Source organism: Streptococcus porci DSM 23759, from assembly GCF_000423765.1.
Lineage (GTDB): Bacteria > Bacillota > Bacilli > Lactobacillales > Streptococcaceae > Streptococcus > Streptococcus porci.
This window is the reverse complement of record NZ_AUIP01000013.1, coordinates 70,469-93,399: the sequence shown is the minus strand read 5'-3', so window position 1 is coordinate 93,399 and position 22,931 is coordinate 70,469. Positions and strand designations below refer to the sequence as shown.

General features: G+C 41.8%; 25 protein-coding genes and 3 pseudogenes. 18 read left to right on the top strand and 10 right to left on the bottom strand.

Annotated features, from left to right (window positions below; translation table 11 throughout):
• The 4 genes and pseudogenes from G576_RS0106250 to G576_RS0106235 all read left to right on the top strand — a co-directional run.
• Nucleotides 1-369, top strand: a pseudogene (locus tag G576_RS0106250) (transposase); the annotation flags it as partial.
• 199 nt (nt 370-568) lie between these two features.
• On the top strand, nt 569-1,357 hold the full coding sequence (locus G576_RS0106245; protein WP_027973879.1) for a hypothetical protein: 789 nt from the start codon (nt 569-571) through the stop codon (nt 1,355-1,357).
• Nucleotides 1,358-1,407: 50 nt separating this feature from the next.
• Nucleotides 1,408-2,157 carry a 23S rRNA (guanosine(2251)-2'-O)-methyltransferase RlmB gene (gene rlmB, locus G576_RS0106240; protein WP_027973878.1) on the top strand — a complete coding sequence of 250 codons (750 nt, stop codon included), beginning with the start codon at nt 1,408-1,410 and terminating at the stop codon, nt 2,155-2,157.
• 1 nt (nt 2,158) lies between these two features.
• Nucleotides 2,159-2,494 carry an NYN domain-containing protein gene (locus G576_RS0106235; protein ID WP_027973877.1) on the top strand — a complete coding sequence of 112 codons (336 nt, stop codon included), beginning with the start codon at nt 2,159-2,161 and terminating at the stop codon, nt 2,492-2,494.
• A gap of 147 nt (nt 2,495-2,641) precedes the next feature.
• Here G576_RS0106235 and def read toward each other — a convergent pair whose 3' ends face one another.
• On the bottom strand, nt 2,642-3,256 hold the full coding sequence (gene def / locus G576_RS0106230) for a peptide deformylase (protein ID WP_027973876.1): 615 nt from the start codon (nt 3,254-3,256) through the stop codon (nt 2,642-2,644).
• Between the two features lie 219 nt (nt 3,257-3,475).
• On the opposite strand from def, the gene rpsO reads away from it, so the two are divergent.
• From rpsO to gltX, 5 genes and pseudogenes are all read left to right on the top strand, one after another.
• The gene (gene rpsO / locus G576_RS0106225; protein WP_027973875.1) at nt 3,476-3,745 is read left to right on the top strand and encodes a 30S ribosomal protein S15; all 270 of its coding nucleotides are present in this window, start codon (nt 3,476-3,478) and stop codon (nt 3,743-3,745) included.
• 372 nt (nt 3,746-4,117) lie between these two features.
• Entirely contained in the window at nt 4,118-4,696 is a 579-nt protein-coding gene (rpoE, locus tag G576_RS0106220) for a DNA-directed RNA polymerase subunit delta (protein WP_027973874.1), read from the top strand.
• Nucleotides 4,697-4,865: 169 nt separating this feature from the next.
• Nucleotides 4,866-5,360 carry a beta-class carbonic anhydrase gene (locus tag G576_RS0106215; RefSeq protein ID WP_027973873.1) on the top strand — a complete coding sequence of 165 codons (495 nt, stop codon included), beginning with the start codon at nt 4,866-4,868 and terminating at the stop codon, nt 5,358-5,360.
• A 149-nt stretch (nt 5,361-5,509) separates the two neighbouring features.
• Nucleotides 5,510-7,081: pseudogene (locus G576_RS13255) on the top strand (IS3 family transposase).
• Nucleotides 7,082-7,374: 293 nt separating this feature from the next.
• Complete coding sequence (gene gltX, locus G576_RS0106200) at nt 7,375-8,829, top strand: glutamate--tRNA ligase (RefSeq protein WP_027973871.1); 1,455 nt, start codon at nt 7,375-7,377, stop codon at nt 8,827-8,829.
• A 57-nt stretch (nt 8,830-8,886) separates the two neighbouring features.
• Here the strand turns inward: gltX and G576_RS13250 are convergent.
• Nucleotides 8,887-9,176: pseudogene (locus G576_RS13250) on the bottom strand (IS3 family transposase); the annotation flags it as partial.
• A 122-nt stretch (nt 9,177-9,298) separates the two neighbouring features.
• On the opposite strand from G576_RS13250, the gene G576_RS0106190 reads away from it, so the two are divergent.
• Nucleotides 9,299-9,484: a hypothetical protein gene (locus tag G576_RS0106190; RefSeq protein WP_027973869.1), complete on the top strand. Its 186-nt coding sequence runs from the start codon at nt 9,299-9,301 to the stop codon at nt 9,482-9,484.
• Nucleotides 9,485-9,654: 170 nt separating this feature from the next.
• Here the strand turns inward: G576_RS0106190 and G576_RS0106185 are convergent, their stop codons facing one another.
• The 6 genes from G576_RS0106185 to tgt all read right to left on the bottom strand — a co-directional run bounded on the left by G576_RS0106185 (nt 9,655) and on the right by tgt (nt 13,481).
• A complete protein-coding gene (locus tag G576_RS0106185) occupies nt 9,655-10,197 on the bottom strand; it encodes a biotin transporter BioY (protein WP_027973868.1) in 543 nt (180 codons plus the stop codon).
• 1 nt (nt 10,198) lies between these two features.
• Nucleotides 10,199-10,504, bottom strand: coding sequence for a CHY zinc finger protein (locus tag G576_RS13245; protein WP_083959968.1), 306 nt, complete (start codon nt 10,502-10,504; stop codon nt 10,199-10,201).
• Between the two features lie 72 nt (nt 10,505-10,576).
• Entirely contained in the window at nt 10,577-10,969 is a 393-nt protein-coding gene (locus G576_RS14095; RefSeq protein WP_342664549.1) for a hypothetical protein, read from the bottom strand.
• Between the two features lie 237 nt (nt 10,970-11,206).
• Complete coding sequence (locus G576_RS0106170) at nt 11,207-11,677, bottom strand: NUDIX hydrolase (RefSeq protein WP_027973866.1); 471 nt, start codon at nt 11,675-11,677, stop codon at nt 11,207-11,209.
• Between the two features lie 12 nt (nt 11,678-11,689).
• Complete coding sequence (locus G576_RS0106165) at nt 11,690-12,271, bottom strand: histidine phosphatase family protein (protein WP_027973865.1); 582 nt, start codon at nt 12,269-12,271, stop codon at nt 11,690-11,692.
• Nucleotides 12,272-12,338: 67 nt separating this feature from the next.
• The gene (gene tgt / locus G576_RS0106160; RefSeq protein ID WP_027973864.1) at nt 12,339-13,481 is read right to left on the bottom strand and encodes a tRNA guanosine(34) transglycosylase Tgt; all 1,143 of its coding nucleotides are present in this window, start codon (nt 13,479-13,481) and stop codon (nt 12,339-12,341) included.
• Between the two features lie 212 nt (nt 13,482-13,693).
• Between tgt and G576_RS0106155 the strand changes: the two genes are divergently transcribed.
• The 5 genes from G576_RS0106155 to glnA all read left to right on the top strand — a co-directional run bounded on the left by G576_RS0106155 (nt 13,694) and on the right by glnA (nt 18,512).
• The gene (locus G576_RS0106155) at nt 13,694-14,893 is read left to right on the top strand and encodes a phosphoglycerate kinase (protein WP_014637337.1); all 1,200 of its coding nucleotides are present in this window, start codon (nt 13,694-13,696) and stop codon (nt 14,891-14,893) included.
• 691 nt (nt 14,894-15,584) lie between these two features.
• A complete protein-coding gene (locus G576_RS12440) occupies nt 15,585-16,022 on the top strand; it encodes a 2'-5' RNA ligase family protein (RefSeq protein ID WP_083959964.1) in 438 nt (145 codons plus the stop codon).
• Nucleotides 16,023-16,121: 99 nt separating this feature from the next.
• Complete coding sequence (locus G576_RS0106135; protein ID WP_027973862.1) at nt 16,122-16,640, top strand: FUSC family protein; 519 nt, start codon at nt 16,122-16,124, stop codon at nt 16,638-16,640.
• Nucleotides 16,641-16,726: 86 nt separating this feature from the next.
• Nucleotides 16,727-17,095: a MerR family transcriptional regulator gene (locus G576_RS0106130; protein WP_027973861.1), complete on the top strand. Its 369-nt coding sequence runs from the start codon at nt 16,727-16,729 to the stop codon at nt 17,093-17,095.
• Between the two features lie 70 nt (nt 17,096-17,165).
• Entirely contained in the window at nt 17,166-18,512 is a 1,347-nt protein-coding gene (glnA, locus tag G576_RS0106125) for a type I glutamate--ammonia ligase (protein ID WP_027973860.1), read from the top strand.
• 81 nt (nt 18,513-18,593) lie between these two features.
• Here the strand turns inward: glnA and rnjA are convergent, their stop codons facing one another.
• Both rnjA and G576_RS0106115 read right to left on the bottom strand, forming a co-directional pair.
• Nucleotides 18,594-20,273: a ribonuclease J1 gene (rnjA, locus tag G576_RS0106120; protein WP_027973859.1), complete on the bottom strand. Its 1,680-nt coding sequence runs from the start codon at nt 20,271-20,273 to the stop codon at nt 18,594-18,596.
• A gap of 1 nt (nt 20,274) precedes the next feature.
• A complete protein-coding gene (locus G576_RS0106115; RefSeq protein ID WP_027973858.1) occupies nt 20,275-20,505 on the bottom strand; it encodes a DNA-dependent RNA polymerase subunit epsilon in 231 nt (76 codons plus the stop codon).
• A 255-nt stretch (nt 20,506-20,760) separates the two neighbouring features.
• On the opposite strand from G576_RS0106115, the gene tsaB reads away from it, so the two are divergent.
• Genes tsaB through tsaD form a run of 3 tightly spaced genes read left to right on the top strand, consistent with a single transcriptional unit; the run spans nt 20,761 to nt 22,853 of the window.
• Nucleotides 20,761-21,441 (top strand): tRNA (adenosine(37)-N6)-threonylcarbamoyltransferase complex dimerization subunit type 1 TsaB, encoded by a 681-nt coding sequence (gene tsaB / locus G576_RS0106110; RefSeq protein ID WP_027973857.1) that lies wholly within the window; start codon nt 20,761-20,763, stop codon nt 21,439-21,441.
• Between the two features lies 1 nt (nt 21,442).
• Nucleotides 21,443-21,856 carry a ribosomal protein S18-alanine N-acetyltransferase gene (gene rimI / locus G576_RS0106105; protein WP_027973856.1) on the top strand — a complete coding sequence of 138 codons (414 nt, stop codon included), beginning with the start codon at nt 21,443-21,445 and terminating at the stop codon, nt 21,854-21,856.
• Complete coding sequence (gene tsaD, locus G576_RS0106100) at nt 21,849-22,853, top strand: tRNA (adenosine(37)-N6)-threonylcarbamoyltransferase complex transferase subunit TsaD (protein ID WP_027973855.1); 1,005 nt, start codon at nt 21,849-21,851, stop codon at nt 22,851-22,853. Before rimI ends, tsaD begins: the two co-directional genes overlap by 8 nt.
• The last annotated feature ends 78 nt before the right edge of the window (nt 22,854-22,931 follow it).

Here is a 22,931-nt window from a genome sequence, read left to right as displayed (position 1 = left end):
GCATATTTGGAAGGAGTATTTGGAACAGTGCGAGGATATTCGTCATCAAAGAGGGATGAAGGAGCTCTACCAACATCGGAAAGAGACGATTGAACGGCTATTTGGCACAGCCAAGGAATACCATAATCTGCGCTACACGAGGGAAAAAGGCAAGTCCAAAATGGAGGATAAGATTGGACTGACTTTGGCGTGCTTAAATCTCAAAAAACTAGCTAAAAGGATGGCAAGAAGGCCTTTTTATTTTGTCCAGATGGGGTGGTTTCAGCATTAAAACAGCCATTTTTCTCTAAAAACAGTAAAAAAGACAAACACCAAAACGATGTTTGTCTGCAATCTGAACAGTTTTCATCGAAAACTGTTTTTTTTTAACGACTTGACTATAACCTTACGTCACCCTTTATACTGTTAGGAATAGGAGGAGAATAAATGACCATTCATATGGTTGGATACACAAGCCTTCATCTTAGGTGGTAGGTGAAAAATTCTACCTTAGAACAGTCTCGTTTTTCCTTTTTCCTACGAATAATCAAGTGTAGGGCAAAAGCCTTAATACTTGGAGGAAAACATTATGACAAAAAAACAGCTTTCATCATCTCTACTCTTAGCAGCAACGGTTCTTGGACTAGCAAGTAGTTTACCAGTCTTTGCAGAAGAAGGTGGGCAGACAGAGGCTACAACAATTCAAGAAGTAACCAAAAGTCTACCCGATATAGCTGTTTCGGTAGCAACCAGCATGCGTGAGGGAAATCGTTTCATGGACTGCATTGTTGAACTTTCAGAAGGTTATACAGAAGATGAATTGGTAGCAACCGCGCGACTTAAAGATGCTAGTGGTAATGTGATTAACAGCGTCATGTATCCATTTTACAAAGGAGGCACATATTTTGCTTGCTGGTTTATCATGGACGGACAGCCTGCTGGAACTTACACCGTTGAGGTTAGTGTAAGCCTGCCCAATACCAGCACCACCTTCTACGGAAGTTCAACTCCGCTCAACTACACTCCGACATCTGTTTCGGCACAGCCTTCTTCTCCTCAGGAAAAAGAGCAAAGCAGCTCAGACGAAGTAGCAGTTACAGCAAGTAGTGGCATTGTCGAGCAACCAGCCCCAGCCCAAGTGGCAGAGCAGGAAAATCCCCAGGATACAGTCGCAACGAAAGCTGCAACAGAAAAAACGTCAACGACACAAGCGCAGGAGAGGACAAAAGCACCGACCACACAAAAACAAGCAGCGACTCTCGCAACTCGTTCCAAGGAAACGAAAAGCAAGTCACTTCCCCTGGCTCTTGCAGCGAGCTCATTCTTAGGAGTAAGCGTCGTTGGAGGTCTCCTCTATTTTCTGAAAAAGATTAAATAATAAGTGTTCCCTAGCGGAGCACTTTTCAGTTGATGTGATATAATAAGATTATGAAAAAACAGACTAAGACCGAACCAAGTACCGATATTGTTTATGGCATTCATGCTGTGACAGAAAGCCTTCGGGCCAATACTGGAAATAAACTCTACATTCAGGACGATTTGCGTGGCAAAAATCTTGATAACATCAAGAACTTAGCGACTGAGAAAAAGGTTTCCATCTCTTGGTCACCTAAGAAAACGCTCAATGAGATGACAGGAGGAGCAGTTCATCAGGGATTTGTCCTACGCGTTTCTGAGTTCGCTTATGCAGAACTTTCAGAGATTTTAGAAAAAGCAGAAGCAGAAGCTAATCCTCTCATCCTCATTCTTGATGGTCTGACCGACCCTCATAACTTTGGGTCAATCTTGAGAACGGCTGACGCAACTCAAGTAGCAGGTGTCATCATTCCAAAACACCGTGCGGTAGGGGTGACGCCAGTTGTATCCAAAACCTCGACAGGAGCTGTCGAGCATGTTCCCATTGCCCGAGTGACCAATCTTAGTCAGACCCTAGACAAGCTGAAAGAGCAGGGCTTCTGGATTTTTGGCACCGACATGAATGGTACCCCATCTCATAAATGGAATACCTCAGGAAAACTCGCACTCATCATTGGCAATGAAGGAAAAGGCATCTCTGCCAATATCAAAAAGCAGGTGGATGAGATGATTACCATTCCTATGTCAGGACACGTACAGAGCCTTAATGCTAGCGTTGCAGCTGCGGTGCTTATGTACGAAGTTTTCAGAAATAAACTCTAACATGAAGAAAAAACTCAGGCTAGTTGATGGCTACAACATGATTGCTTTTTGGCAGGAGACAAAGCAGACCTTTAGCACCAATCAACTTGATCAAGCTAGAACTATTTTGCTTCAAAAGCTCAATCATTACGCCAATTTTGAAGGTATTGAGATCGTTTGCGTTTTTGCCCAGGGGTGCTTACGAGTTTCAGCATGTGGATTGGAACAACGAGTGAATGCGGTCAAATCTAATATAGATGCTTTCGCTGAAGTGATTGATCAATCAAAACATTTCCTTAGCCATATCGGAGAAGACCAACAAGCTCTCTTGAAAGACTTCATGAAGTCCCTTGAATAGAGAAAGAGGCTGGGGCAAAATTCAGTTTTGCGTCCGATTTAAAAAAGCATATAGAAAAAACGCATGAAGTTAATGTTTCTAGAACAAGAATTCATGCGTTTTTAGGATTAGAAAGACTTTAGCCGTTCTCTGCTTGCTTTCTAAGGATTAGTCTAAAATGATGACACCATCTTCAATTTTGAACGGTTCAGCAATGTTAATGTGGTCGTAGAACATGATACCGTTGAGATGATCAATTTCGTGTTGTACCACGATGGCATTGTAGCCTTTAAACTTAACCTTTTGTGTCTGACCATCCTTGTCCACATACTCAACCGTAATGCGAGCATGGCGAGGAACATAACCCTCAACTACACGATCTACAGATAAGCAGCCTTCGCCGTCAGCTAGTGCAGCTTGTTGCACCGAATGCGCCACGATTTTAGGGTTGTACATGACAGCCTGCAAGCTATAAGCCTCAGCAGGAGGATTTCCCTCCTCGTCTTCTGGATTTGGCACTAGGCAGGCGATGACGCGTTTTGACACATCCAGTTGCGGAGCGGCCAGCCCGACACCGCCACGCAGACCTAATTTTTCGGCCATGATAGGGTCTTGAGAGTTTTTCAAAAACTGCATCATTTTTTCACCGAGGATAATATCGCTATCACTCAATGGCAGGGCAACATCAGCAGCTTTTTTACGAAGAGTCGGATGCCCCTCGCGAATAATATCATCCATGTTAATCAAATGCGCCGCTTTAATCAGTTTGTCTTGAGCCGTCATAAAAAATCTCCCTTACTTAGAATCATGTGTCTAGTGTATCACAAAAAACCTTATTAGAAAAGGCAGAGCCGTCTATGCTCTATTAAGAGAGCATAAAAAGTTGACTCAGCTCTACTATTTTGCTAAAATATAAAGGTCTATAGGACAAAATAACTCTTTCTTGGTCGTAGGAATGCCAGCCTGTGACTCGGATGGAGCCAAATAAAAAGGAGACTTATCATGGCAATCTCAAAAGAGAAAAAAAATGAAATCATTTCACAATACGCACGTCACGAAGGTGACACTGGTTCAGTAGAAGTACAAGTTGCTGTCCTTACTTGGGAAATCAACCACTTGAACGACCACATCAAACAACACAAAAAAGACCACGCAACTTACCGTGGATTGATGAAAAAAATCGGTCACCGTCGTAACCTTTTGGCATACCTTCGCCGTACAGACGTTAACCGTTACCGCGAATTGATCGCCTCACTTGGTCTTCGCCGTTAAAATAAGGTATCAAGGCTGTTAAATTCTGTACGAAAAGCAGGAAACTCATGTTGTGTGCTCGTACACAAGGAAGTGCCACTTTTTGTCAGGATTTTAGGTCGGATTCAGTTAAACACTCTTGATTAAGAGTGTTTTTCTTTTTTCGACATTTTGTTTATGCTCACCGTGTAATTTTTTATGAGAAAGATATGATTTCTTAACAGATAAAGTCTCTCAGGTTTCTTTGTAAGTTTCGAAGTCCTCAGCTCGCGTATTTTCCCATGAAAAACTTTTGACGAATAGCTTTTTTTAGCGTAAAATAGTAAAGAGATAAAATAGGGATAGAATGACCTTGCTTAGTAGGCTTCGTCTCTTAAATTAAGGAGAAGACCTTTGGAATTAGAAGTATTTGCTGGACAAGAAAAAGATGAACTGTCAATGATTGAGGTGGCGCGTGCCATTTTGGAGACTCGCGGTCGTGGAGATGAGATGTATTTCAGTGACTTAGTCAATGAAATTCAAAACTATTTAGAAAAATCTGATGCTACTATCCGTGAAGCTCTACCATTTTTCTATTCAGATTTAAACACAGACGGGAGTTTTATCCCGCTTGGCGAAAACAAATGGGGGCTTCGTTCATGGTATGCTATTGATGAGATCGACGAAGAAATCATCAGCCTTGAAGACGAAGATGAAGATGCGCCAAAACGTAAGAAAAAACGAGTCAATGCCTTTATGGATGGCGATGAGGATGCTATTGATTATTCTGATGACGATCCTGAAGATGAGGATTATGACTCTAGCCGTGAAGGTTTGGAGTATGATGAGGACAATCCAGATGATGAAAAATCTGAAGTTGACTCATATGATTCTGAGTTAAACGAAATCATTCCAGATGACGATTTGGATGAGGACGTTAATATCAATGAAGAAGATGATGATTACTCAGATGATGAAGACGTTGATGCCTAAGTGAAAACGGCAAGAAAAATCAGTTCAAATGAGCTGATTTTTTCATTTTGAGAAGATGAAATCTTATTGACCAAGACGGACAATAATAGGGTATCAGTCCATTTTTAATGACAAAATTTTTTGAAAGTGATAGGATAGTAACAATTTAAAAAGAAGTGGAGGAATTGATGTGTCGTATTTCGAAAAATTTTTAAAGACTAATCAAGCCTATGCGGATTTTCACGGGACTGCCCATCTTCCCCTAAAACCAAAGACGCAGGTGGCAATCGTCACTTGCATGGACTCTCGTTTACATGTTGCACCAGCTTTGGGATTGGCACTAGGAGATGCTCACATTTTACGTAATGCGGGTGGTCGTGTAACAGATGATATGATTCGTTCCTTAGTGATTTCCCAACAGCAGATGGGGACGCGTGAAATTGTGGTTTTACACCATACGGACTGCGGTGCTCAGACTTTTTCTAATGAAGATTTTGCTAAGCATATTCAAAATACCTTGGGTGTCGATGTGAGGGGGCGTAATTTTTTGCCTTTTACGGATGTGGTGGAAAGTGTTCGTGAAGATATGGAGCTTCTCAGACAATCGCCTTTGATTCCAGAAGATGTGGTGATTAGCGGTGCGGTTTATGATGTAGATACAGGCTTGATGACGGAAGTCAGGTAAGGTTACGGTAGCTTTTAGAAAAAGCAATGGTTTCTTTAATGATTTGGAAGAATAAGGCGGAAAGAACTCAGCTCATCTGATATACTCCCCTTATAGTTTCTAGTGAAAATTTTTGTTTTTTCACTAGAAACTATAAGGGGAGTTTTATTATGTCCAAAAGAAGTCCAAAGTCTGTCTCTGAGAAACTAGAAATTGTTCTACTCTACTTGGAAACTGGGAAATCAATTAGTTGGCTAGCTAGGCACCATGGGGTGTCTAAAGACACACTATCGAACTGGGTTCGGAAGTACAAAGAAGTTGGTGTTGAGGGGCTAGAGGAAAGCCGTCAATGGAAGAAGTATAGTAAGGAACTAAAGGAACAAGCTGTTTCCGACTATCTTAATGGCTTGGGAAGTCTCAAAGATCTGACCACAAAATATGGAATTTCTGACCCTTATGTTCTCAGATTATGGATAAAACGTTATACTAGTGGTAAAGAACTGAAAACTACTAGTAAAGGAATGAGACGCATGAAACAAGGACGCAAGACAACATTTGACGAACGGGTTGAGATTGTCAATTTTACCCTTGCCCACGAGAAAGATTACCAAGGAGCTGTTGAGAAGTATGGTGTTTCCTACCAACAGGTCTATTCGTGGGTCAGAAAGTTTGAGAAGGACGGTTCTAACGGTCTCCTAGATCGTCGTGGGAAAGGCCTGGAAAGCAAGCCTAATCTGACTCCAGAAGAAGAGTTACGCCTCAAAATCAAGCAACAGGAAGAACGGATTAAGTATCTTGAAATGGAGAACGGCCTGCTAAAAAAGTTAGAAGAAATCAAACGACGAAACCGACGGTAAGGCTTGGTCGCCACTTGGAATCCTTCCAAGCGATTAAAGAATATGCGGATGAACAGGAAGAGGCTTCTATCAGCCACTTGTGCCGTATTCTAAAGGTATTTCGCTCAGGCTATTACAAGTGGTTACAACATCAGGAAACAACTTCTGAACAGGAAAATTTAGGCTTGATGGATGTCATCAAGGAACTTCATAGCCAACATAATGGTATTCTCGGTTATCGTCGTATGACGCGATTTGTCAATCACAAGCTTGGAACAAGCTACAACAAGAAACGTATTCGACGATTGATGCACATTTTAGGAGTTCGCTCCATTATCAGAAGAGCTAAGGGCTACTGTACCAAGACCAGCTTTGTCAATGTAGAGGACAACGTTCTCAATCGTAATTTTACAGCTACTGCTCCGAATCAGAAATGGTGTACAGATGTGACTTTCTTGAAGTATGGTCTCGGCTGTAAAGCCTATTTGAATGCTATTAAGGACCTTTACGACGGCTCTCATTGTCGCTTATGTGGTTGGTCACTTTAATGATAACGAATTGGTATTGGAAACACTTCGTAAGGTACAAAAAGCTAATCCTAATGCGACACCATTAATTCACAGCGACCGAGGTTCGCAGTATACTTCGAAAGATTATTACCGTTTAACTACCCAGTATCAGATGACCCGCTCCATGTCTCGTGTTGGTAAGTGTATTGACAACGCACCAATTGAGAGTTTCTTTGGGCACTTTAAGACGGAGTGCTATGATTTGAAGAAATATAAGACCTTTGAGGAGCTAGTATCAGACATTGATGCCTACATCTACTTTTACAATCATCAACGTTTTCAAGAGCGCAACAACGGCCTTGCCCCTCTTGAAATGAGGAACAAGGCCGTCGCCTAATCTTTTATTATTTCATTGTCTACTTGACAGGGAGCTGTTCATTAAAATGACGGGATTTTTAGCTTAGCTCTTATTGCCTTGAAAAGATGGCAAGCGTAGCAAATGCTAGAACAAGAATAAAATATTTTACGACAACTTATCTTTCGAAAGAAAAATAGCGTGACAAGGCTGATTTTTTTCGCTCAAAAGTTTGGAATATGCTATAATAGTAAAGATTGCGGATGGGTTCGCTAGATAGAAAAATGGAATAAGGGATCCTGTCCTTTCTTATTCTTACTTCAAGGAGAAAAGCATTGGTTAAAGATATTCGTGTGCGTTACGCACCAAGTCCAACGGGACTTTTACACATTGGAAATGCGCGTACTGCGCTGTTCAACTACCTCTACGCTCGTCATCATAATGGAACTTTTATCATCCGTATCGAGGATACTGACCGTAAACGTCATGTAGAGGATGGTGAACGTTCACAGCTTGAAAACTTGCGTTGGTTGGGGATTGACTGGGATGAAAGCCCAGAAACACATGAAAACTACCGTCAGTCAGAACGTTTGGAACTCTACCAGAAATACATTGACCAGCTTTTAGCAGAAGGTAAAGCCTACAAATCATACGTCACTGAAGAAGAATTGGCTACAGAACGTGAACGCCAAGAGGCTGCTGGTGAAACACCACGTTACATCAATGAATTCATCGGTATGTCTCAGGATGAGAAAGCTGCCTACATCGCTGAACGCGAGGCGGCGGGTATTGTGCCTACTGTTCGTTTGAAAGTTAATGAAGCAGGCATTTACAAGTGGACTGACATGGTTAAGGGTGATATCGAATTTGAAGGTGGCAATATCGGTGGTGACTGGGTTATCCAGAAGAAAGACGGTTACCCAACTTATAACTTTGCCGTTGTTGTTGACGACCATGATATGCAAATTTCACACGTTATCCGCGGAGATGACCATATTGCCAACACGCCAAAACAACTCATGGTTTATGAAGCGCTTGGTTGGGAAGCACCAGAATTTGGTCATATGACTCTGATTATTAATTCTGAAACGGGTAAGAAATTGTCAAAACGTGACACAAATACCCTTCAATTTATCGAAGATTACCGCAAAAAAGGTTACCTTCCAGAAGCTGTCTTTAACTTTATTGCTCTTCTTGGCTGGAATCCAGGTGGAGAAGAAGAAATCTTCAGCCGTGAGGAACTCATCAAACTTTTTGATGAAAATCGCCTCAGTAAATCTCCAGCCGCTTTCGACCAGAAAAAACTGGACTGGATGAGCAATGATTATCTTAAAAACGCTGACTTTGAAACAGTCTTTGAACTCTGTAAACCCTTCTTGGAAGAGGCAGGGCGTTTGACAGACAAGGCTGAAAAATTGGTTGAACTATACAAACCACAACTCAAATCGGCTGATGAAATCGTACCATTGACAGACCTCTTTTTCGCTGATTTCCCAGAATTGACAGATGCAGAACGCGAAGTCATGGCTGTTGAAACGGTTCCAACAGTACTTGAAGCCTTTAAGGCAAAATTAGAAGCTATGTCTGATGAGGAATTTGTGACAGAAAATATCTTTCCACAAATCAAGGCAGTTCAAAAAGAAACAGGCATTAAAGGAAAAAACCTTTTTATGCCAATCCGTATCGCCGTATCAGGTGAAATGCACGGACCAGAATTACCTGACACCATCTATCTGCTAGGCCGTGAAAAAGCCATCAAGCATTTGGAAGACATGCTCAATCAATTATAAGTAAAATTTATCTAGTTTTGAAAACTATACTGACCCCAAAAAGTTAGACAAAAAATATTAGTGAGAGGATTTAGTTCTGTACTGAACAGGGCTAAGTCCTTTTAGTTTTGCTTTAAGATGTTTGTTATAGTAAAAAATATAGTCGGTGATGGCTTGTTCCAGTTGCTCTAGAGACTTGAAAGTCTTCTCAAAGCCATAAATCATCTCTGTCTTCAAGATACCAAAGAAAGATTCCATCATGCCATTATCCGTGCTGATTCCGTTGCGAGACATGGAGGGACGTATGTCTTTGCAAGTAAATCACGATAGGCTTCATATTGGTATTGTCAGTCTTGGTCACTATGGAGACAGAGTGAAGTCAATAATTTCGCTGCTATAGCTCCCCAGAATAGGCGATACATAAAGTTTCTCGGAGCAACTTGGCAGACCTCAACCTTTTATTGCTCTGGAAAATGGCAGAGCTCTAGATATGGATGCTTGGTGGCGAGCAGTTTCAGAGCTTCCTTCCTTAAAGGCTCCCATGCTTTTGGTATATGATCAATTCCCAAGGATAGCTACAATGAACGTTCAACGCTTGCAGTTGGAAGAAGACTTCAAAGAAGGAAATGTTTTATTAAGTGGTAACATGAAAAGAAGGCTAAGACAAAAGTCCTAACCTTTTAACATGATTGCAGATAGGCGCTTTGGCGCAGTGGTTAATTGGAAGTTCTCATCTTTTGCTGCGCAGTGGATAGCGACCATTCCGATCAACTGTGCGGAGGTGGGCCGACAAAATCGACATCGGCAAAAATGCTGATTTCCCGATTTTTATTCACTCCCCTTATTTTATTCTTTAACTTTTGCAATCACATGGCTGTAATTGACTGAAAAAAGTGTTGCTAGTAGTGCTTTAATAGTATCACCTGGGATGAATGTGAGGTTTGACCAAAGAGCTGCGCTAAGAGACATTTTCGTAGCTTGCGCTAACCATATTGCCCCTAAAACATCGACAAATAAGACGCCAGCCAACCAAACCACAACAAAAGTCAACAAGAAATTTTTCCTAGGAACTTTGGACAGCCCAATACCAATTAAGAGAGGGACAAAAATCCATGAGATTACATAACCAGCAGTAGGTCCCATGAGAACAGGGATAGTATTATTACCACCAGAAAAAGCAGGAAAAATCATCCCTAGAAGTAAGAAAAGTAAGACAGATAGCGTCCCACGATTAGCGCCTAGGAGGATTCCAGCAAGCATGATTCCTAAGTTTTGAAGGACGATAGGAACGGGGATGAAACCTAGAGGTATACCGGGAATGTTTCCTAAAATGATGATAACTGTTGCCATCATGGCAATATAGACTAAATTCCTGACTTTTGAAGACATGCTAAACTCCTTTAAAATAGATAGAATAATGTTTTTTGCAGTTGGGGTTAAAGCGGTGCTGGCACTTGGGACAACTCCCTTTTTGATAGTCATCAAAGGAAAGAGTGGACAGGCAGTTTCCACAGAGAACGGGTTTTTCAGCAGAATGATTGGATGCCTGGAAGGCGTGACTTTCAAGTTCATCGTGGCAGAGGTGGCAAGCATAATAGCACTGGCACGCTTCACACAGGAGAGCTACTATATCAAGTTCAGTATGATAGTGGCGACAACGTCCTGCCTTGTCTAGATTGAGTCCTTTAACTTCCATAGTCATAGTTTAATCGTTTTAAAGAATCTTGTCAACCTAATTTTAAAAAAGGTTGACAAAGTAACGGATTAGCTAGATTGTCATGAAATGAGCTGTAAAATTATTTTTGGATTGGTCTATAATGATGTCAGCATGAGCTAGTTGATTTTCAAAGTAGGTTTGGTATTGTTGTCGGCGTATGCTATGGCTTTGGTAGACAAATTCTTTGTCTCGTCCACGCTCACTGGTATCTCGTTTTAGACGACGCCTTAATTCGGTTTCGCTGTCCGTAAAACAAGCGATGGAGAGGTCGAAAAGCTCTGCTTTGACAAAAGCAGAGGACATTCCTTCCACGATAAGAATGGGTTTCTTAGCCTCTAAAATAATACCGGGTGCCCAAGGCTGGTCAATGGTTAAAATGTCTATACCATTTTTCAGAGCTGTGATATCTAGAGTCAAGCTAGCTAGCTCATGAGCGCAAGGCATGCTGGCGGTGATTTTTTTGCTCTAGAAAGGTAACGGGTCTGACTAGTTGCCGCAGTTTACTATCCAAGATATATGGGTCTGTCTCTAGGAGATTAACATGACTAGGGTTTGACTTGTTAACCAAATATTTGGATGAGGTTGACTTGCCGGAAGCGCCATGTCGAAAATTCTAATGATATGCGTCTTACCGTCAGTTAGGTAAGATTTGAGCCAATTCAGCAGTTGTTCTTTATCCATTTAAAGCCCCATTCTAAATTCTTGTGCAAAGTATTCGTCTAAAATGACCTGATGCTGGTGGCTGGCCAGGTTTAGCTCTGCGATTTCTTTTTGAGAGAAAAAGCCAAGGGCTAAGGTTTCTTCGTTTGTGAAGTTGCTGATGTCGTAGGGCTCCTGTGCCTCCACTTCGTAAACAATGCCGATGGGTTGAGCAATGTCGCCACTCGGATAAGAATCCTCAAAATTGGTGTAAACATTTAAGAGGCGTGTTGGTCTGATAGAAATACCAGTTTCCTCAGTGAATTCGCGAATAAGCGTATCAACGGAATTTTCACCAAGTTCCATAAAGCCACCGATAATCCCCCAAGTCTTCTTATCGCCTCGTAGTTGCAAGAGGACTTTACCGTCATCGTTAGTCAAAATGCCAGCAGCAAAGGTTAAAATAATCTTATCGTGCCCAACTTTTGAGCGGATAAATGAAATGTAGTCCATCAAGTCTCCTTATTAGTAGTTGTTTTTCATCGTTGCAACATCTTCACTAGTTATAATAGTGTAAGCTGCATTCTTTTCTTTGTACTGACTCATCTTAGCAAAGTCTGTCTTGTGAAGTATGGATTTTAATACCATTATGTTAGCACTGTGTGTTACCACTAGAACATTTTGATCAGTTCCCACATCTATATTTTCCAGACAGCTGAGTGTTCGTTTTAAAAGTTCATTGTAGCTTTCTCCTTGTTCGGGTCTTGTGTAGCATCTGTCGACAGACCACTTAGAATAGGTATCGCTATTTTTATTTTTAATTTCTTTCCAACTTTTTCCCTCCCAAATGCCTAAGTTAATCTCTTTTAAGTCTGACTTGGTCAGGAGTTTTGCTTTTAGATAGTCTTGTATAATTTCAGCAGTCTTTCTTGCTCTCTGCAAGGGACTGGTGTAGATTGTTGTGATGTGAAATGTTTCCTTCAAAATTTGTGCAACTTCTTTAGTTTGTTGCTCACCGACTTCATTTAGAGGAATGTCTTTTTGTCCCTGAATTTTTCCTTCTTTGTTCCAATCGGTTTCGCCGTGTCTGATTAAAATGTATTTCATTAAATAATCTCCTTGTTTGTTAATCAGTATATCAAAAAAATCGAGCCAAAACTCGATATTACCTACTTTAGAAATTGCGTCCATTTGAGCCGTAGCCGTATTTTTCGATGAAGTCCTGACGAAACTCCAGAAGATTATCGTCCATAATAGCCTGACGAACATTCTTCATGAGATTGATAAGGAAGTGGAGGTTGTGGTAAGAAGTCAAGCGGATACCGAAAGTCTCATCAGCCTTAAGCAGGTGGCGGATATAGGCACGGGTGTAGTTCTTACAAGTATAGCACTCACACTTAGGATCAAGCGGTGTAAAATCTTCAGCAAACTGAGCATTTTTTACGATAAGGCGTCCGCGACTGGTCATGCAGGTTCCGTTACGGGCGATACGAGTTGGAAGGACACAGTCAAACATATCCACGCCACGGATAACCCCGTCGATTAAGCTATCTGGGGCACCTACTCCCATCAGATAACGCGGTTTGTTTTCAGGGAGAAGTTGTGTTGTAAAATCAAGCACAGCGTTCATTTCTTCATGCGTTTCACCAACGGCCAGTCCTCCGATAGAATACCCTGGGAAATCCAAACTGACAAGGTCTTGGGCAGACTGACGACGCAAATCTTCAAAACCCGCACCTTGAACGATTCCAAAGAGGCCTTGGTCATGAGGGCGGCGGTGAGCTTTGAGTCCGCGTTCAGCCCAACGGCTGGTGCGTTCGATAGATTTTTTGACATAGTCATAAGGTTGGTAAAACATGGGACACTCATCAAAACTCATCATGATATCAGAACCGAGATTGTTCTGGATAGAGATAGCTTTTTCAGGGGATAAGAACATCTTACTCCCATTTAAGTGGTTTTTAAAGGTCACTCCTTCTTCGGTAATATTTCGGCTATCAGCCAAAGAATAAACCTGAAAACCACCACTATCGGTCAAGATAGCCTGATCCCAGTTCATGAATTTATGAAGACCGCCAGCCTTAGCAATCAAATCATCTCCGGGACGTAGCCAGAGATGGTAGGTGTTTGATAGGATGATTCCTGAACCCATCTCTTTCAATTCTTCAGGGCTCTGCGTTTTGACCGTAGCCTGCGTGCCAACCGGCATGAACATGGGTGTTGGGAAGGTCCCGTGAGGCGTGATGATTTCCCCGAGGCGGGCTCCCGTATGTTTTTCTTTCTTAATTAAGCGATACTTAATCGGATAATCTACCATAATTTTCTCCTTTACTTCAGGAAAAACAGTCCTGAGTTTTTAGCCTTACTATTCTACCAAAATTGATTGAACTTGTCAGTCCTTTTTGACTTTTGAGAAAAGCCGAGCAGAAGAAGATTAGATTTTTCCAAAAACTCTTACAGAATATTAGGTGATTTCCGAAATTTGTGATATAATAAACAAGTATAAATATATTATAAGGAGTCTATCTAATGGCTAAATTGACTGTTAAAGACGTTGAATTGAAGGGCAAAAAAGTTCTTGTCCGTGTTGACTTTAACGTACCTTTGAAAGATGGCGTTATCACTAACGACAACCGTATCACTGCGGCTCTTCCAACAATCAAGTATATTCTTGAGCAAGGTGGACGTGCAATTCTTTTCTCTCACCTTGGTCGTGTGAAAGAAGAAGCTGACAAAGAAGGTAAATCATTGGCTCCTGTAGCAGCTGACTTGGCAGCTAAATTGGGTCAAGACGTTGCTTTCATCGCAGGTGCTACTCGTGGTGCTGAATTGGAAGCAGCTATCAATGCTTTGGAAGATGGACAAGTTCTCCTTGTTGAAAACACTCGTTTCGAAGATGTTGATGGTAAGAAAGAATCTAAAAACGACGAAGAACTTGGTAAATACTGGGCTTCACTTGGTGATGGTATCTTCGTAAACGATGCATTTGGTACTGCACACCGTGCACACGCATCAAACGTTGGTATCTCAGCAAACGTAGAAAAAGCAGTAGCTGGTTTCCTTTTGGAAAACGAAATTGCATACATCCAAGAAGCTGTTGAAACTCCAGAGCGCCCATTCGTGGCAATCCTTGGTGGTTCAAAAGTATCTGATAAGATCGGTGTTATCGAGAACCTTCTTGAAAAAGCTGACAAAGTTCTTATCGGTGGTGGTATGACTTACACATTCTACAAAGCTCAAGGTATCGAAATCGGTAACTCACTTGTAGAAGAAGACAAGCTTGATGTGGCAAAAGCACTTCTTGAAAAAGCGAATGGTAAATTGATCTTGCCAGTTGATTCAAAAGAAGCAAATGCATTTGCTGGATATACTGAAGTTCGCGATACAGAAGGCGAAGCAGTTTCAGAAGGCTTCCTTGGTCTTGACATCGGTCCTAAGTCAATCGCTAAGTTTGACGAAGCGTTGACTGGTGCGAAAACAGTTGTTTGGAACGGTCCTATGGGTGTATTTGAAAACCCAGACTTCCAAGCTGGTACAATCGGTGTAATGGACGCTATCGTGAAACAACCAGGCGTGAAATCAATCATCGGTGGTGGTGACTCAGCAGCAGCAGCTATCAACCTTGGCCGTGCAGACAAGTTCTCATGGATCTCAACAGGTGGCGGTGCATCTATGGAGTTGTTAGAAGGTAAAGTATTGCCTGGTCTTGCAGCTCTTACTGAAAAATAGGCGGTAAGTTAGCTCAAAATATCTGGGAGATATTTTGAGGTGGGAAATAAAAGAAGCGAAGCTTCTGTCAAAAATGATTCCGCAGCTTGTCACTTTGTTTTTATTGGGTGACAACTTCAAATAGTCTACTGGACTATTTGAACCCTGCAAGGCCGAATGGGTCGGTCACAAGTGAAGCGAAGTGAACGACCATTCAGCTACTGCACACAAAAGGTGAAGGCTCAAATGCAACGGATTTCCGTTGCATTTTGTGCATTGCGCAGAGTTTCTACGAAACAAAGCGAGTTAGAAAATTGAGCAAGGTGTAAAGTCCTTTCAGGACTTGCAACATGGGCAGAGAAATAAGGTTACCACCTGTTAGAGTCTGCAAAATTCTGATTTTGTAGAAAAAGGAACAAAATCCTAACGAGAACAAAAGGGTAGTTTTGCCTACACTTTTGTGATAGTGAAGATATTTACGACGCGGTGGTGGCGCTTCCATGGAACTCCTTGAGGGGAAAGTCTTGCCGGTTCTTGTAGTTTTGACTGAAAAATAATTAGATTTAAATATGCTAGGGATTGCCATTCGTGCCCCTTTTTGATAAAGGAGAAAATATGTATGCTCTCATTGGTCTTTTTGATAATCATTTGGAACAGACGATTCATAAGGTTTGGCAGGGCTTGAGTCAACTAGGCTTATCGCAATACGCTTATGAGGTGGATATATCGTGAGCCACATATGACCTTGGCTTCGTTTGATATAGAAGATTCTAAGTTATTCATTGAGCAGTTGCAGACAACTTTAACAGGCCAGCCTCCGATAGATTTAACCTTCAATCATCTATCTTCGTTTGTCGGAATGAGGATTGTGACTTTAAATCCAATTAAAACCCCTGCATTAGTAGACTTTCATCAGAATTTACATCGGGAATTTCAATTTGACCAATTGGAAGAATCGCTTTATAATCCTGAGGATTGGATACCACATATTACTTTAGCGAACCGTATTGCAGATGAAAATATCTCTAAAGTCTATCATTATTGCCTAGAGACCCTTATTCCAATCAAGTCAAAAATGACCTCTATCAAGTTAATTGAGATTGAAGAATGTGGCAAAATTAAGTCATTGTTCGAATATTTTTTATCCTAAAAGATGCTGCTTAAAGAACTAGTATCTTTTTTGTGTTTTGTGGCAGATATTTTGCATCCAATTGTCCCAAAATTAGTGACTTCGTGTTAAAATAAGTATATGTGGAAAAATTATCGGTTTGACCCTAAAAAGTTTCGTTTAGGCTTGAGAACCTTGAAAACGGGGATTGCAGTTTTTTTTGTCATCTTACTGTTCCAGTTTTTAGGCTGGGAGGGCACCAATATCGCTGCTTTGACGACTGTCTTCAGTCTGCGAGAAGATTTTGGAAAAAGTTTGCACTTTGGAAGTTCTCGTATTCTGGGAAATACTATTGGTGGCTTCTATGCCATTTGTTTCTTTATTCTGAGTCAATTTTTTCATGGGCAAGCTTGGGTTTCTTTGATTTTTGTTCCCATCTGTACCATGTTGACCATCATGACCAATGTCGCTATGTCAAATCAAGCTGGTATTATTGGTGGTGTGGCCGCTCTTTTGATTATTACCTTATCAGCTCCAGTCGGTGGGCCGATTCAGTATGCTATTGTCAGAGTCTTTGAGACCTTTATAGGTGTTTTTATCGCTATTTTGGTCAATATTGATTTAGATAAAATCCGAACGATTAAGAAAAAACACAAATAACTCAAATCATGTCACAAAATGTGACATGATTGCTTGACAGAACTTTTTTAAACCCCTATAATATTAAGAGTAACAGGAGCATTTTCGTGAAAGAAAAAGAACTAAGGCGAACATTAGCTGTTTTTCCAATCGGAACCGTTATGAAATTGACGGATTTGACAGCAAGGCAGATTCGCTACTATGAAGATCAAGGTTTGATTTTGCCTGAACGAACAGAGGGCAATCGTCGTATGTATTCATTAAATGATATGGATCGTCTCTTAGAAATTAAAGATTTTCTATCGGACGGGCTTAACATGGCTGCCATTAAGCGTGAATATGAAGACAGAAAAGCCAAAAGTCAACAGAAGAAGCCCTTAACGGACGCTGACGTTCGGCGGCTTTTACAAGATGAACTCCGCAACCAAGCTGGTTTTGGAACTCCTAGTACCCATCTTGGAAGCATGCGTTTCTAAGAGATTATCGGATTACCACACGAGAGGTGTGGTGAGTAACTTTAGTCAAAATATTTTATGGAGAAATTAAATGGCAATCACAGTAGCTGATATTCGTCGCGAAGTCAAAGAAAAAAACGTCACTTTCCTTCGTCTCATGTTTTCAGACATTTTGGGAGTGATGAAAAACGTTGAAATTCCTGCAACTGATGAGCAGTTGGATAAAGTTTTGTCAAACAAAGCTATGTTTGACGGTTCCTCTATTGAAGGTTTTGTTCGAATCAATGAGTCAGACATGTATCTTTACCCTGATTTGGACACATGGACGGTCTTCCCTTGGGGGGATGAAAATGGAGCTGTCGCAGGCCTGATTTGTGATATCTATACAGCTGAAGGTGAGCCTTTTGCGGGAGACCCACGTGGCAATTTGAAAAAAGCATTGCGTCATATGGAAAAAGTGGGTTATAAATCTTTTAACCTTGGACCTGAGCCAGAATTTTTCCTTTTCAAGCTAGACGAACAAGGAAATCCAACTCTTGAGGTGAATGATAAGGGTGGCTACTTTGACCTAGCTCCGACTGATTTGGCAGATAATACTCGTCGTGAAATCGTAAATGTTTTGACTCAAATGGGATTTGAAGTAGAAGCATCTCACCATGAGGTCGCAGTTGGTCAGCATGAAATTGATTTCAAATATGCTGACGTTTTGAAGGCTTGTGACAATATTCAAATCTTCAAACTTGTTGTTAAAACGATTGCACGTAAGCATGGACTTTACGCAACCTTTATGGCGAAACCTAAGTATGGCATTGCCGGCTCTGGTATGCACTGCAACATGTCTTTATTTGATGAGAATGGGAACAATGCTTTCTTTGATGTCAATGACCCACATGGTATGCAGTTGTCAGAAGATGCTTATTACTTCCTTGGTGGTTTGATGAAACATGCTTACAGCTATACAGCTATCATCAACCCTACAGTCAACTCTTACAAACGTTTGGTACCAGGCTATGAAGCACCTGTTTACATCGCTTGGGCAGGACGTAATCGCTCACCATTGATTCGCGTCCCAGCTTCTCGTGGCATGGGGACGCGTTTGGAACTCCGTTCGGTTGATCCGATGGCTAACCCTTACCTTGCGCTGGCTGTTCTTCTTGAGTCAGGACTGGATGGTATTGAAAATAAAATTGAAGCACCAGCACCAGTTGAAACCAATATCTATGCCATGACAGCTGAAGAGCGTAGAGAAGCAGGCATCATTGATTTACCGTCAACTCTTCACAATGCACTCAAAGCTTTGCAGGAAGATAAAGTGGTTAAAGAAGCACTTGGCGATCATATCTACTATAATTTCCTTGAGGCAAAACGTATGGAATGGGCATCTTATGCAACCTTCGTTTCACAATGGGAAATTGATAACTACCTTGATATTTATTAAGAGAAAAACCCTCCGATTGGAGGTTTTTTTTGACATGAAAAATTCCCTGAGTTTGTGAGAACTCGGGGAATTTTAGAGATATTATTCATCTGGTGTCAAAATCATTGGAATGATAATTGGTTCACGTTCGGTTTTCTCGTAGAGGAATGGGCGCAGGGCATTAACAGCAGCACCACTGACTGTCTGGATACTGGCATCTTTATTCTTAAGAGCGACGCGGATGGCGTTGAATAGCACCCGTTGACTTTCGCGAATAAGGTCTCCAGATTCGCGCATGTAAATGAAACCGCGACTGAGAATGTCTGGCCCTGCCAAAATCATTTTTGATTTAAAGTCGACAGTTGCAACAGCTAGGACGACGCCATCATCGGACAGGTCTTTGCGGTCTCGAAGAACGGCGGCTCCAATTTCGCCGATACGGTTTCCGTCTACATAAACATCCTGGGCGTTAAATTTACCTGAAATGCGAGCAGAGTCCTTGGTCAGGGCGAGTACATCACCGTTTTCCATAATAAAGATATTTTCTTTTGGTACACCGGTATCGACAGCCAGTCCGGCGTGGACTTTTTGCATACGATATTCGCCATGAACGGGCATGAAGTATTTCGGCTTCATGAGACGAAGCATGAGTTTTTGCTCTTGCTGGCCACCGTGACCAGAGGTGTGAATATTGTTAATCTTGCCGTGGATAACTTCAACCCCAGCTTCTTGAATGGTGTTGATTAGCTTGTTTACGCTGGTGGTGTTACCAGGGATGGGGCTAGATGAGAAGATAACAGTGTCGCCAGGTTGCAGGGTGACTTGACGATGCATACCGTTAGCAATGCGTGCCAGTGCAGCCATTGATTCCCCTTGAGAACCTGTACACATGATGAGAATTTCACTGGCGTGATAGTTTTTCATCTCGTTAGGGTCGATGATGGTTCCTTTAGGGACTTTGATGTAGCCAAGTTCTACACCGTTGACGATAGCTTTTTCCATGGAACGGCCAAAGACGACAATCTTACGTCCAGTCTTGACGGCGGCCTCAGCAGCCTGTTGCAGACGGAAGATATTTGAAGCAAAAGAGGCGAAGATAATACGACCGTCAATGCCTTCGATAATCTTCATGATAGATTGACCGACAACTTTTTCCGAATTAGTGAAAGTTGGCACTTCTGCATTGGTTGAGTCTGACAGTAGGCAGAGAACTCCTGATTCGCCGAGGGCAGCCATACGGTGGATGTCTGCAGGATCTCCCACGGGAGTCCAGTCAAATTTGAAGTCTCCGGTACAGACCACCTTGCCTTGTGGCGTATGAATGACAATTCCCAGAGGTTCTGGAATAGAGTGGGTAGTGCGGAAGAAGGTCACACTGAGATTTTTGAAAGTCAGCTCAGTGTTGTGGTTGATTTCGTGAAGTGTGGCGTCACGGAGTAATCCGTGTTCTTCTAATTTTCCTTTGATTAAAGCTAGCGCCAGCGGGCCAGCGTAGATTGGGATATTAGCCTGCTTGAGGAGGAAAGGAATACCACCGATATGGTCTTCGTGTCCGTGGGTGATAACAAGTGCCTTAACACGATTTAAGTTTTCAACGATGTAAGAATAATCAGGGATAACATAGTCAATACCGAGCAAGTCATCTTCGGGGAATTTAATGCCAGCATCAACGATGACAATTTCATCCTGATATTCGATACCGTAGGTGTTTTTCCCGATTTCACCCAGACCACCAATCGCATAAACCCCAACTTCATGTGGTTTTAGATTGATATTTGACATATTAAAGCTCCGTTAGGCTAAAGACGCCAGTCTCTTTTTCATAAGCTAATGACTTGTCATCCAAAAGTTGGATGAGCTCAATATTGTAGCCTGTTTTTTCTTCTACTAGCTTGCGAACTTTAATGCGACCTTCAAGTTCTGTTTGAGCGTCAACCTCCAAGTAAAGAGTTTTAGTCGTTTCACGACGTGGGCTACGGTCTTTGGTCTCTTGATAAAATACTTTATAAATCATTAATTTTCCTTTCTTTTGAGCGGGCTGACTATGCAAAAAGTTTCTCAAGATAATGACTACCTTGAACGTTTTTATTCAGTTTTTAGTCTAATTTAAATTTTACCCGAGTTTACAATTATTACAATTATAACATAAAGTCTGCTTTGAGTAAAAAAAAGGCTTAAAAATCTTAGTGAATGTTTGCCATCATGATTTGTGGTATAATGAAACGAATCACTTTGAAGAAGATAAGGAAAGGACGAATAGCTCTTAATTATGAAAGTATTGGCATTTGACACATCAAGTAAGGCTATGTCTGTGGCTCTTTTGGAGGATTGCCAGCTCTTGGCAGAGCACACCCTCAACGTCAAAAAGAATCACAGCATTAGTCTTATGCCCGTAATTGATTTTATGATGAAGCAGGTTGGTTGGAAGCCGACTGACTTAGAACGTATCGTAGTGGCTCAAGGACCGGGGTCCTACACGGGTCTTCGGGTGGCTGTAGCAACTGCTAAGACTCTAGCCTATACCTTGGCTATTGATTTGGTTGGTGTGTCAAGCCTCCATGCTCTTTGTCCTGAACGCTCGGGTTTACTTGTTCCTATTATAGATGCTCGTCGCAATAATGTCTATGCTGGTTTTTATGACAATGGCAGAGCGACACAACCAGATTGTCACATCAATTTTTCTGATTTGCTAGCGATGTTGAAAGGACATGAAAAAGTGGTTTTTGTTGGAGAGGTTGAAGCTTTTCGTAATCAGATTGAAGAGGTTCTGCCACAAGCTCAGATTCAGCCGACCTTGCCCTCGGCGGCTCTGATTGGGAAACTTGGTCAAAAACTTAAACCAGTAGTTGCGCATGCTTTTGTTCCAGAATATCTGAAAAAAGTAGAAGCAGAAGAAAATTGGCTAAAAACCAACCTTGAGACGAACGCTGACTATATCAAGCGAGTGTAAGATGAGAGATAGAGCTAGTGAAGTATTTGAGGTTCTGACAGATGTTTATGGGGCCTCACCTTGGAATTTAGAACAAATTTTATCGGATTTAGAACAGGAAAACACGGACTACTTTTTTGAATATGCTCTCGGTGAATTGGTGGCTTTTTTATCTATTCAAAATCTCGTAGGTGAGCTTGAAATCACTAACATAGCAGTCAAAAAAAACTTTCAAGGTCAGGGGCTTGCCAAGCGCTTGATGGATCAACTGGAGGGACGACTGGAGGCCGTTTTTCTAGAGGTCAGGAAAAGCAATCTGCCGGCGCAGTCTCTTTACCAAAAATACGGCTTTAAAGCAGTCGGTAAACGCAAAAACTACTATCGTAACCCGTGTGAAGATGCCATTTTAATGAGAAGGGAAGGACGTTTTGGATAGATATATTTTAGCAATAGAATCATCATGTGACGAGACCAGCGTTGCCATTGTTAAAAATGACAAGGTGTTGCTGAGCAATATCATCGCTAGTCAGGTGGAGAGCCACAAGCGCTTTGGTGGTGTGGTACCAGAAGTGGCCAGTCGCCATCATGTTGAAGTTGTGACGACCTGCATTGCAGATGCTTTGGAGGAAGCCCAAATAATGCCCGAAGATTTGTCAGCCGTAGCGGTTACTTACGGGCCGGGTCTGGTAGGTGCTCTCCTAGTTGGCATGGCAGCGGCTAAGGCCTTTGCCTGGGCGCACGGTTTACCCCTCATCCCCGTTAATCACATGGCTGGTCATCTGATGGCTGCGAATCAAACTAAAGAAATCCAGTACCCCGTCATGGCACTGCTTGTTTCAGGAGGGCATACGGAATTGGTCTATGTGGAAAAAGCTGGTGCTTATGAGATTATCGGAGAGACGCGCGATGATGCTGTCGGAGAAGCTTATGATAAGGTAGGGCGCGTGATGGGATTAACCTATCCAGCTGGGCGTGAAATTGATGAATTGGCGCATAAAGGAAAAGATATCTACAACTTTCCGCGTGCTATGATTAAAGAGAATAATCTGGAGTTTTCATTTTCAGGGCTCAAATCAGCTTTTATCAATCTCCATCACAATGCCGTTCAAAAAGGGGAACGCTTGGTGATTGAGGACCTTTGCGCTTCCTTTCAAGAAGCGGTTTTGGACATTTTGATGAGTAAAACCAAAAAAGCTTTGGAAAAATATCCTGTTAATCAACTCATTGTCGCTGGAGGTGTTGCTGCCAATCAAGGGCTCCGTGAACGTTTGGCTCAAGAAATGTCGGAGGTTGAGGTTGTGATTCCGCCACTCCGCCTTTGTGGTGATAACGCCGGTATGATTGCTCTGGCTGCAGTGGTTGAATTTGAACAAGGTCGTTTTGCTGATTTAGAACTGAATGCAAAGCCAAGTCTTGCTTTTCCAATAAAATAAAGTTAGCTTTTTCAGCCTAGCAGCATTGTCTGTGTCCATTGTCTTTGTTATAATAAAAGAAAAGTGAAAAGGTGGTTT

Coding starts and splice junctions, on each gene's coding strand:
- rimI (WP_027973856.1), top strand. CDS start 21,443: ATGAGAGATAGAGCTAGTGAAGTATTTGAGGTTCTGACAGATGTTTAT.
- def (WP_027973876.1), bottom strand. CDS start 3,256: ATGACGGCTCAAGACAAACTGATTAAAGCGGCGCATTTGATTAACATG.
- G576_RS0106185 (WP_027973868.1), bottom strand. CDS start 10,197: ATGTCTTCAAAAGTCAGGAATTTAGTCTATATTGCCATGATGGCAACA.
- G576_RS0106115 (WP_027973858.1), bottom strand. CDS start 20,505: ATGATTTATAAAGTATTTTATCAAGAGACCAAAGACCGTAGCCCACGT.
- G576_RS0106190 (WP_027973869.1), top strand. CDS start 9,299: ATGGATGCTTGGTGGCGAGCAGTTTCAGAGCTTCCTTCCTTAAAGGCT.
- rpsO (WP_027973875.1), top strand. CDS start 3,476: ATGGCAATCTCAAAAGAGAAAAAAAATGAAATCATTTCACAATACGCA.
- G576_RS0106235 (WP_027973877.1), top strand. CDS start 2,159: ATGAAGAAAAAACTCAGGCTAGTTGATGGCTACAACATGATTGCTTTT.
- G576_RS0106155 (WP_014637337.1), top strand. CDS start 13,694: ATGGCTAAATTGACTGTTAAAGACGTTGAATTGAAGGGCAAAAAAGTT.
- glnA (WP_027973860.1), top strand. CDS start 17,166: ATGGCAATCACAGTAGCTGATATTCGTCGCGAAGTCAAAGAAAAAAAC.
- G576_RS13245 (WP_083959968.1), bottom strand. CDS start 10,504: ATGGAAGTTAAAGGACTCAATCTAGACAAGGCAGGACGTTGTCGCCAC.
- rnjA (WP_027973859.1), bottom strand. CDS start 20,273: ATGTCAAATATCAATCTAAAACCACATGAAGTTGGGGTTTATGCGATT.
- rlmB (WP_027973878.1), top strand. CDS start 1,408: ATGAAAAAACAGACTAAGACCGAACCAAGTACCGATATTGTTTATGGC.
- tsaB (WP_027973857.1), top strand. CDS start 20,761: ATGAAAGTATTGGCATTTGACACATCAAGTAAGGCTATGTCTGTGGCT.
- G576_RS0106135 (WP_027973862.1), top strand. CDS start 16,122: ATGTGGAAAAATTATCGGTTTGACCCTAAAAAGTTTCGTTTAGGCTTG.
- G576_RS0106170 (WP_027973866.1), bottom strand. CDS start 11,677: ATGGACTACATTTCATTTATCCGCTCAAAAGTTGGGCACGATAAGATT.
- G576_RS14095 (WP_342664549.1), bottom strand. CDS start 10,969: ATGCCTTGCGCTCATGAGCTAGCTAGCTTGACTCTAGATATCACAGCT.
- G576_RS12440 (WP_083959964.1), top strand. CDS start 15,585: ATGAGGTGGATATATCGTGAGCCACATATGACCTTGGCTTCGTTTGAT.
- G576_RS0106165 (WP_027973865.1), bottom strand. CDS start 12,271: ATGAAATACATTTTAATCAGACACGGCGAAACCGATTGGAACAAAGAA.
- tgt (WP_027973864.1), bottom strand. CDS start 13,481: ATGGTAGATTATCCGATTAAGTATCGCTTAATTAAGAAAGAAAAACAT.
- G576_RS0106245 (WP_027973879.1), top strand. CDS start 569: ATGACAAAAAAACAGCTTTCATCATCTCTACTCTTAGCAGCAACGGTT.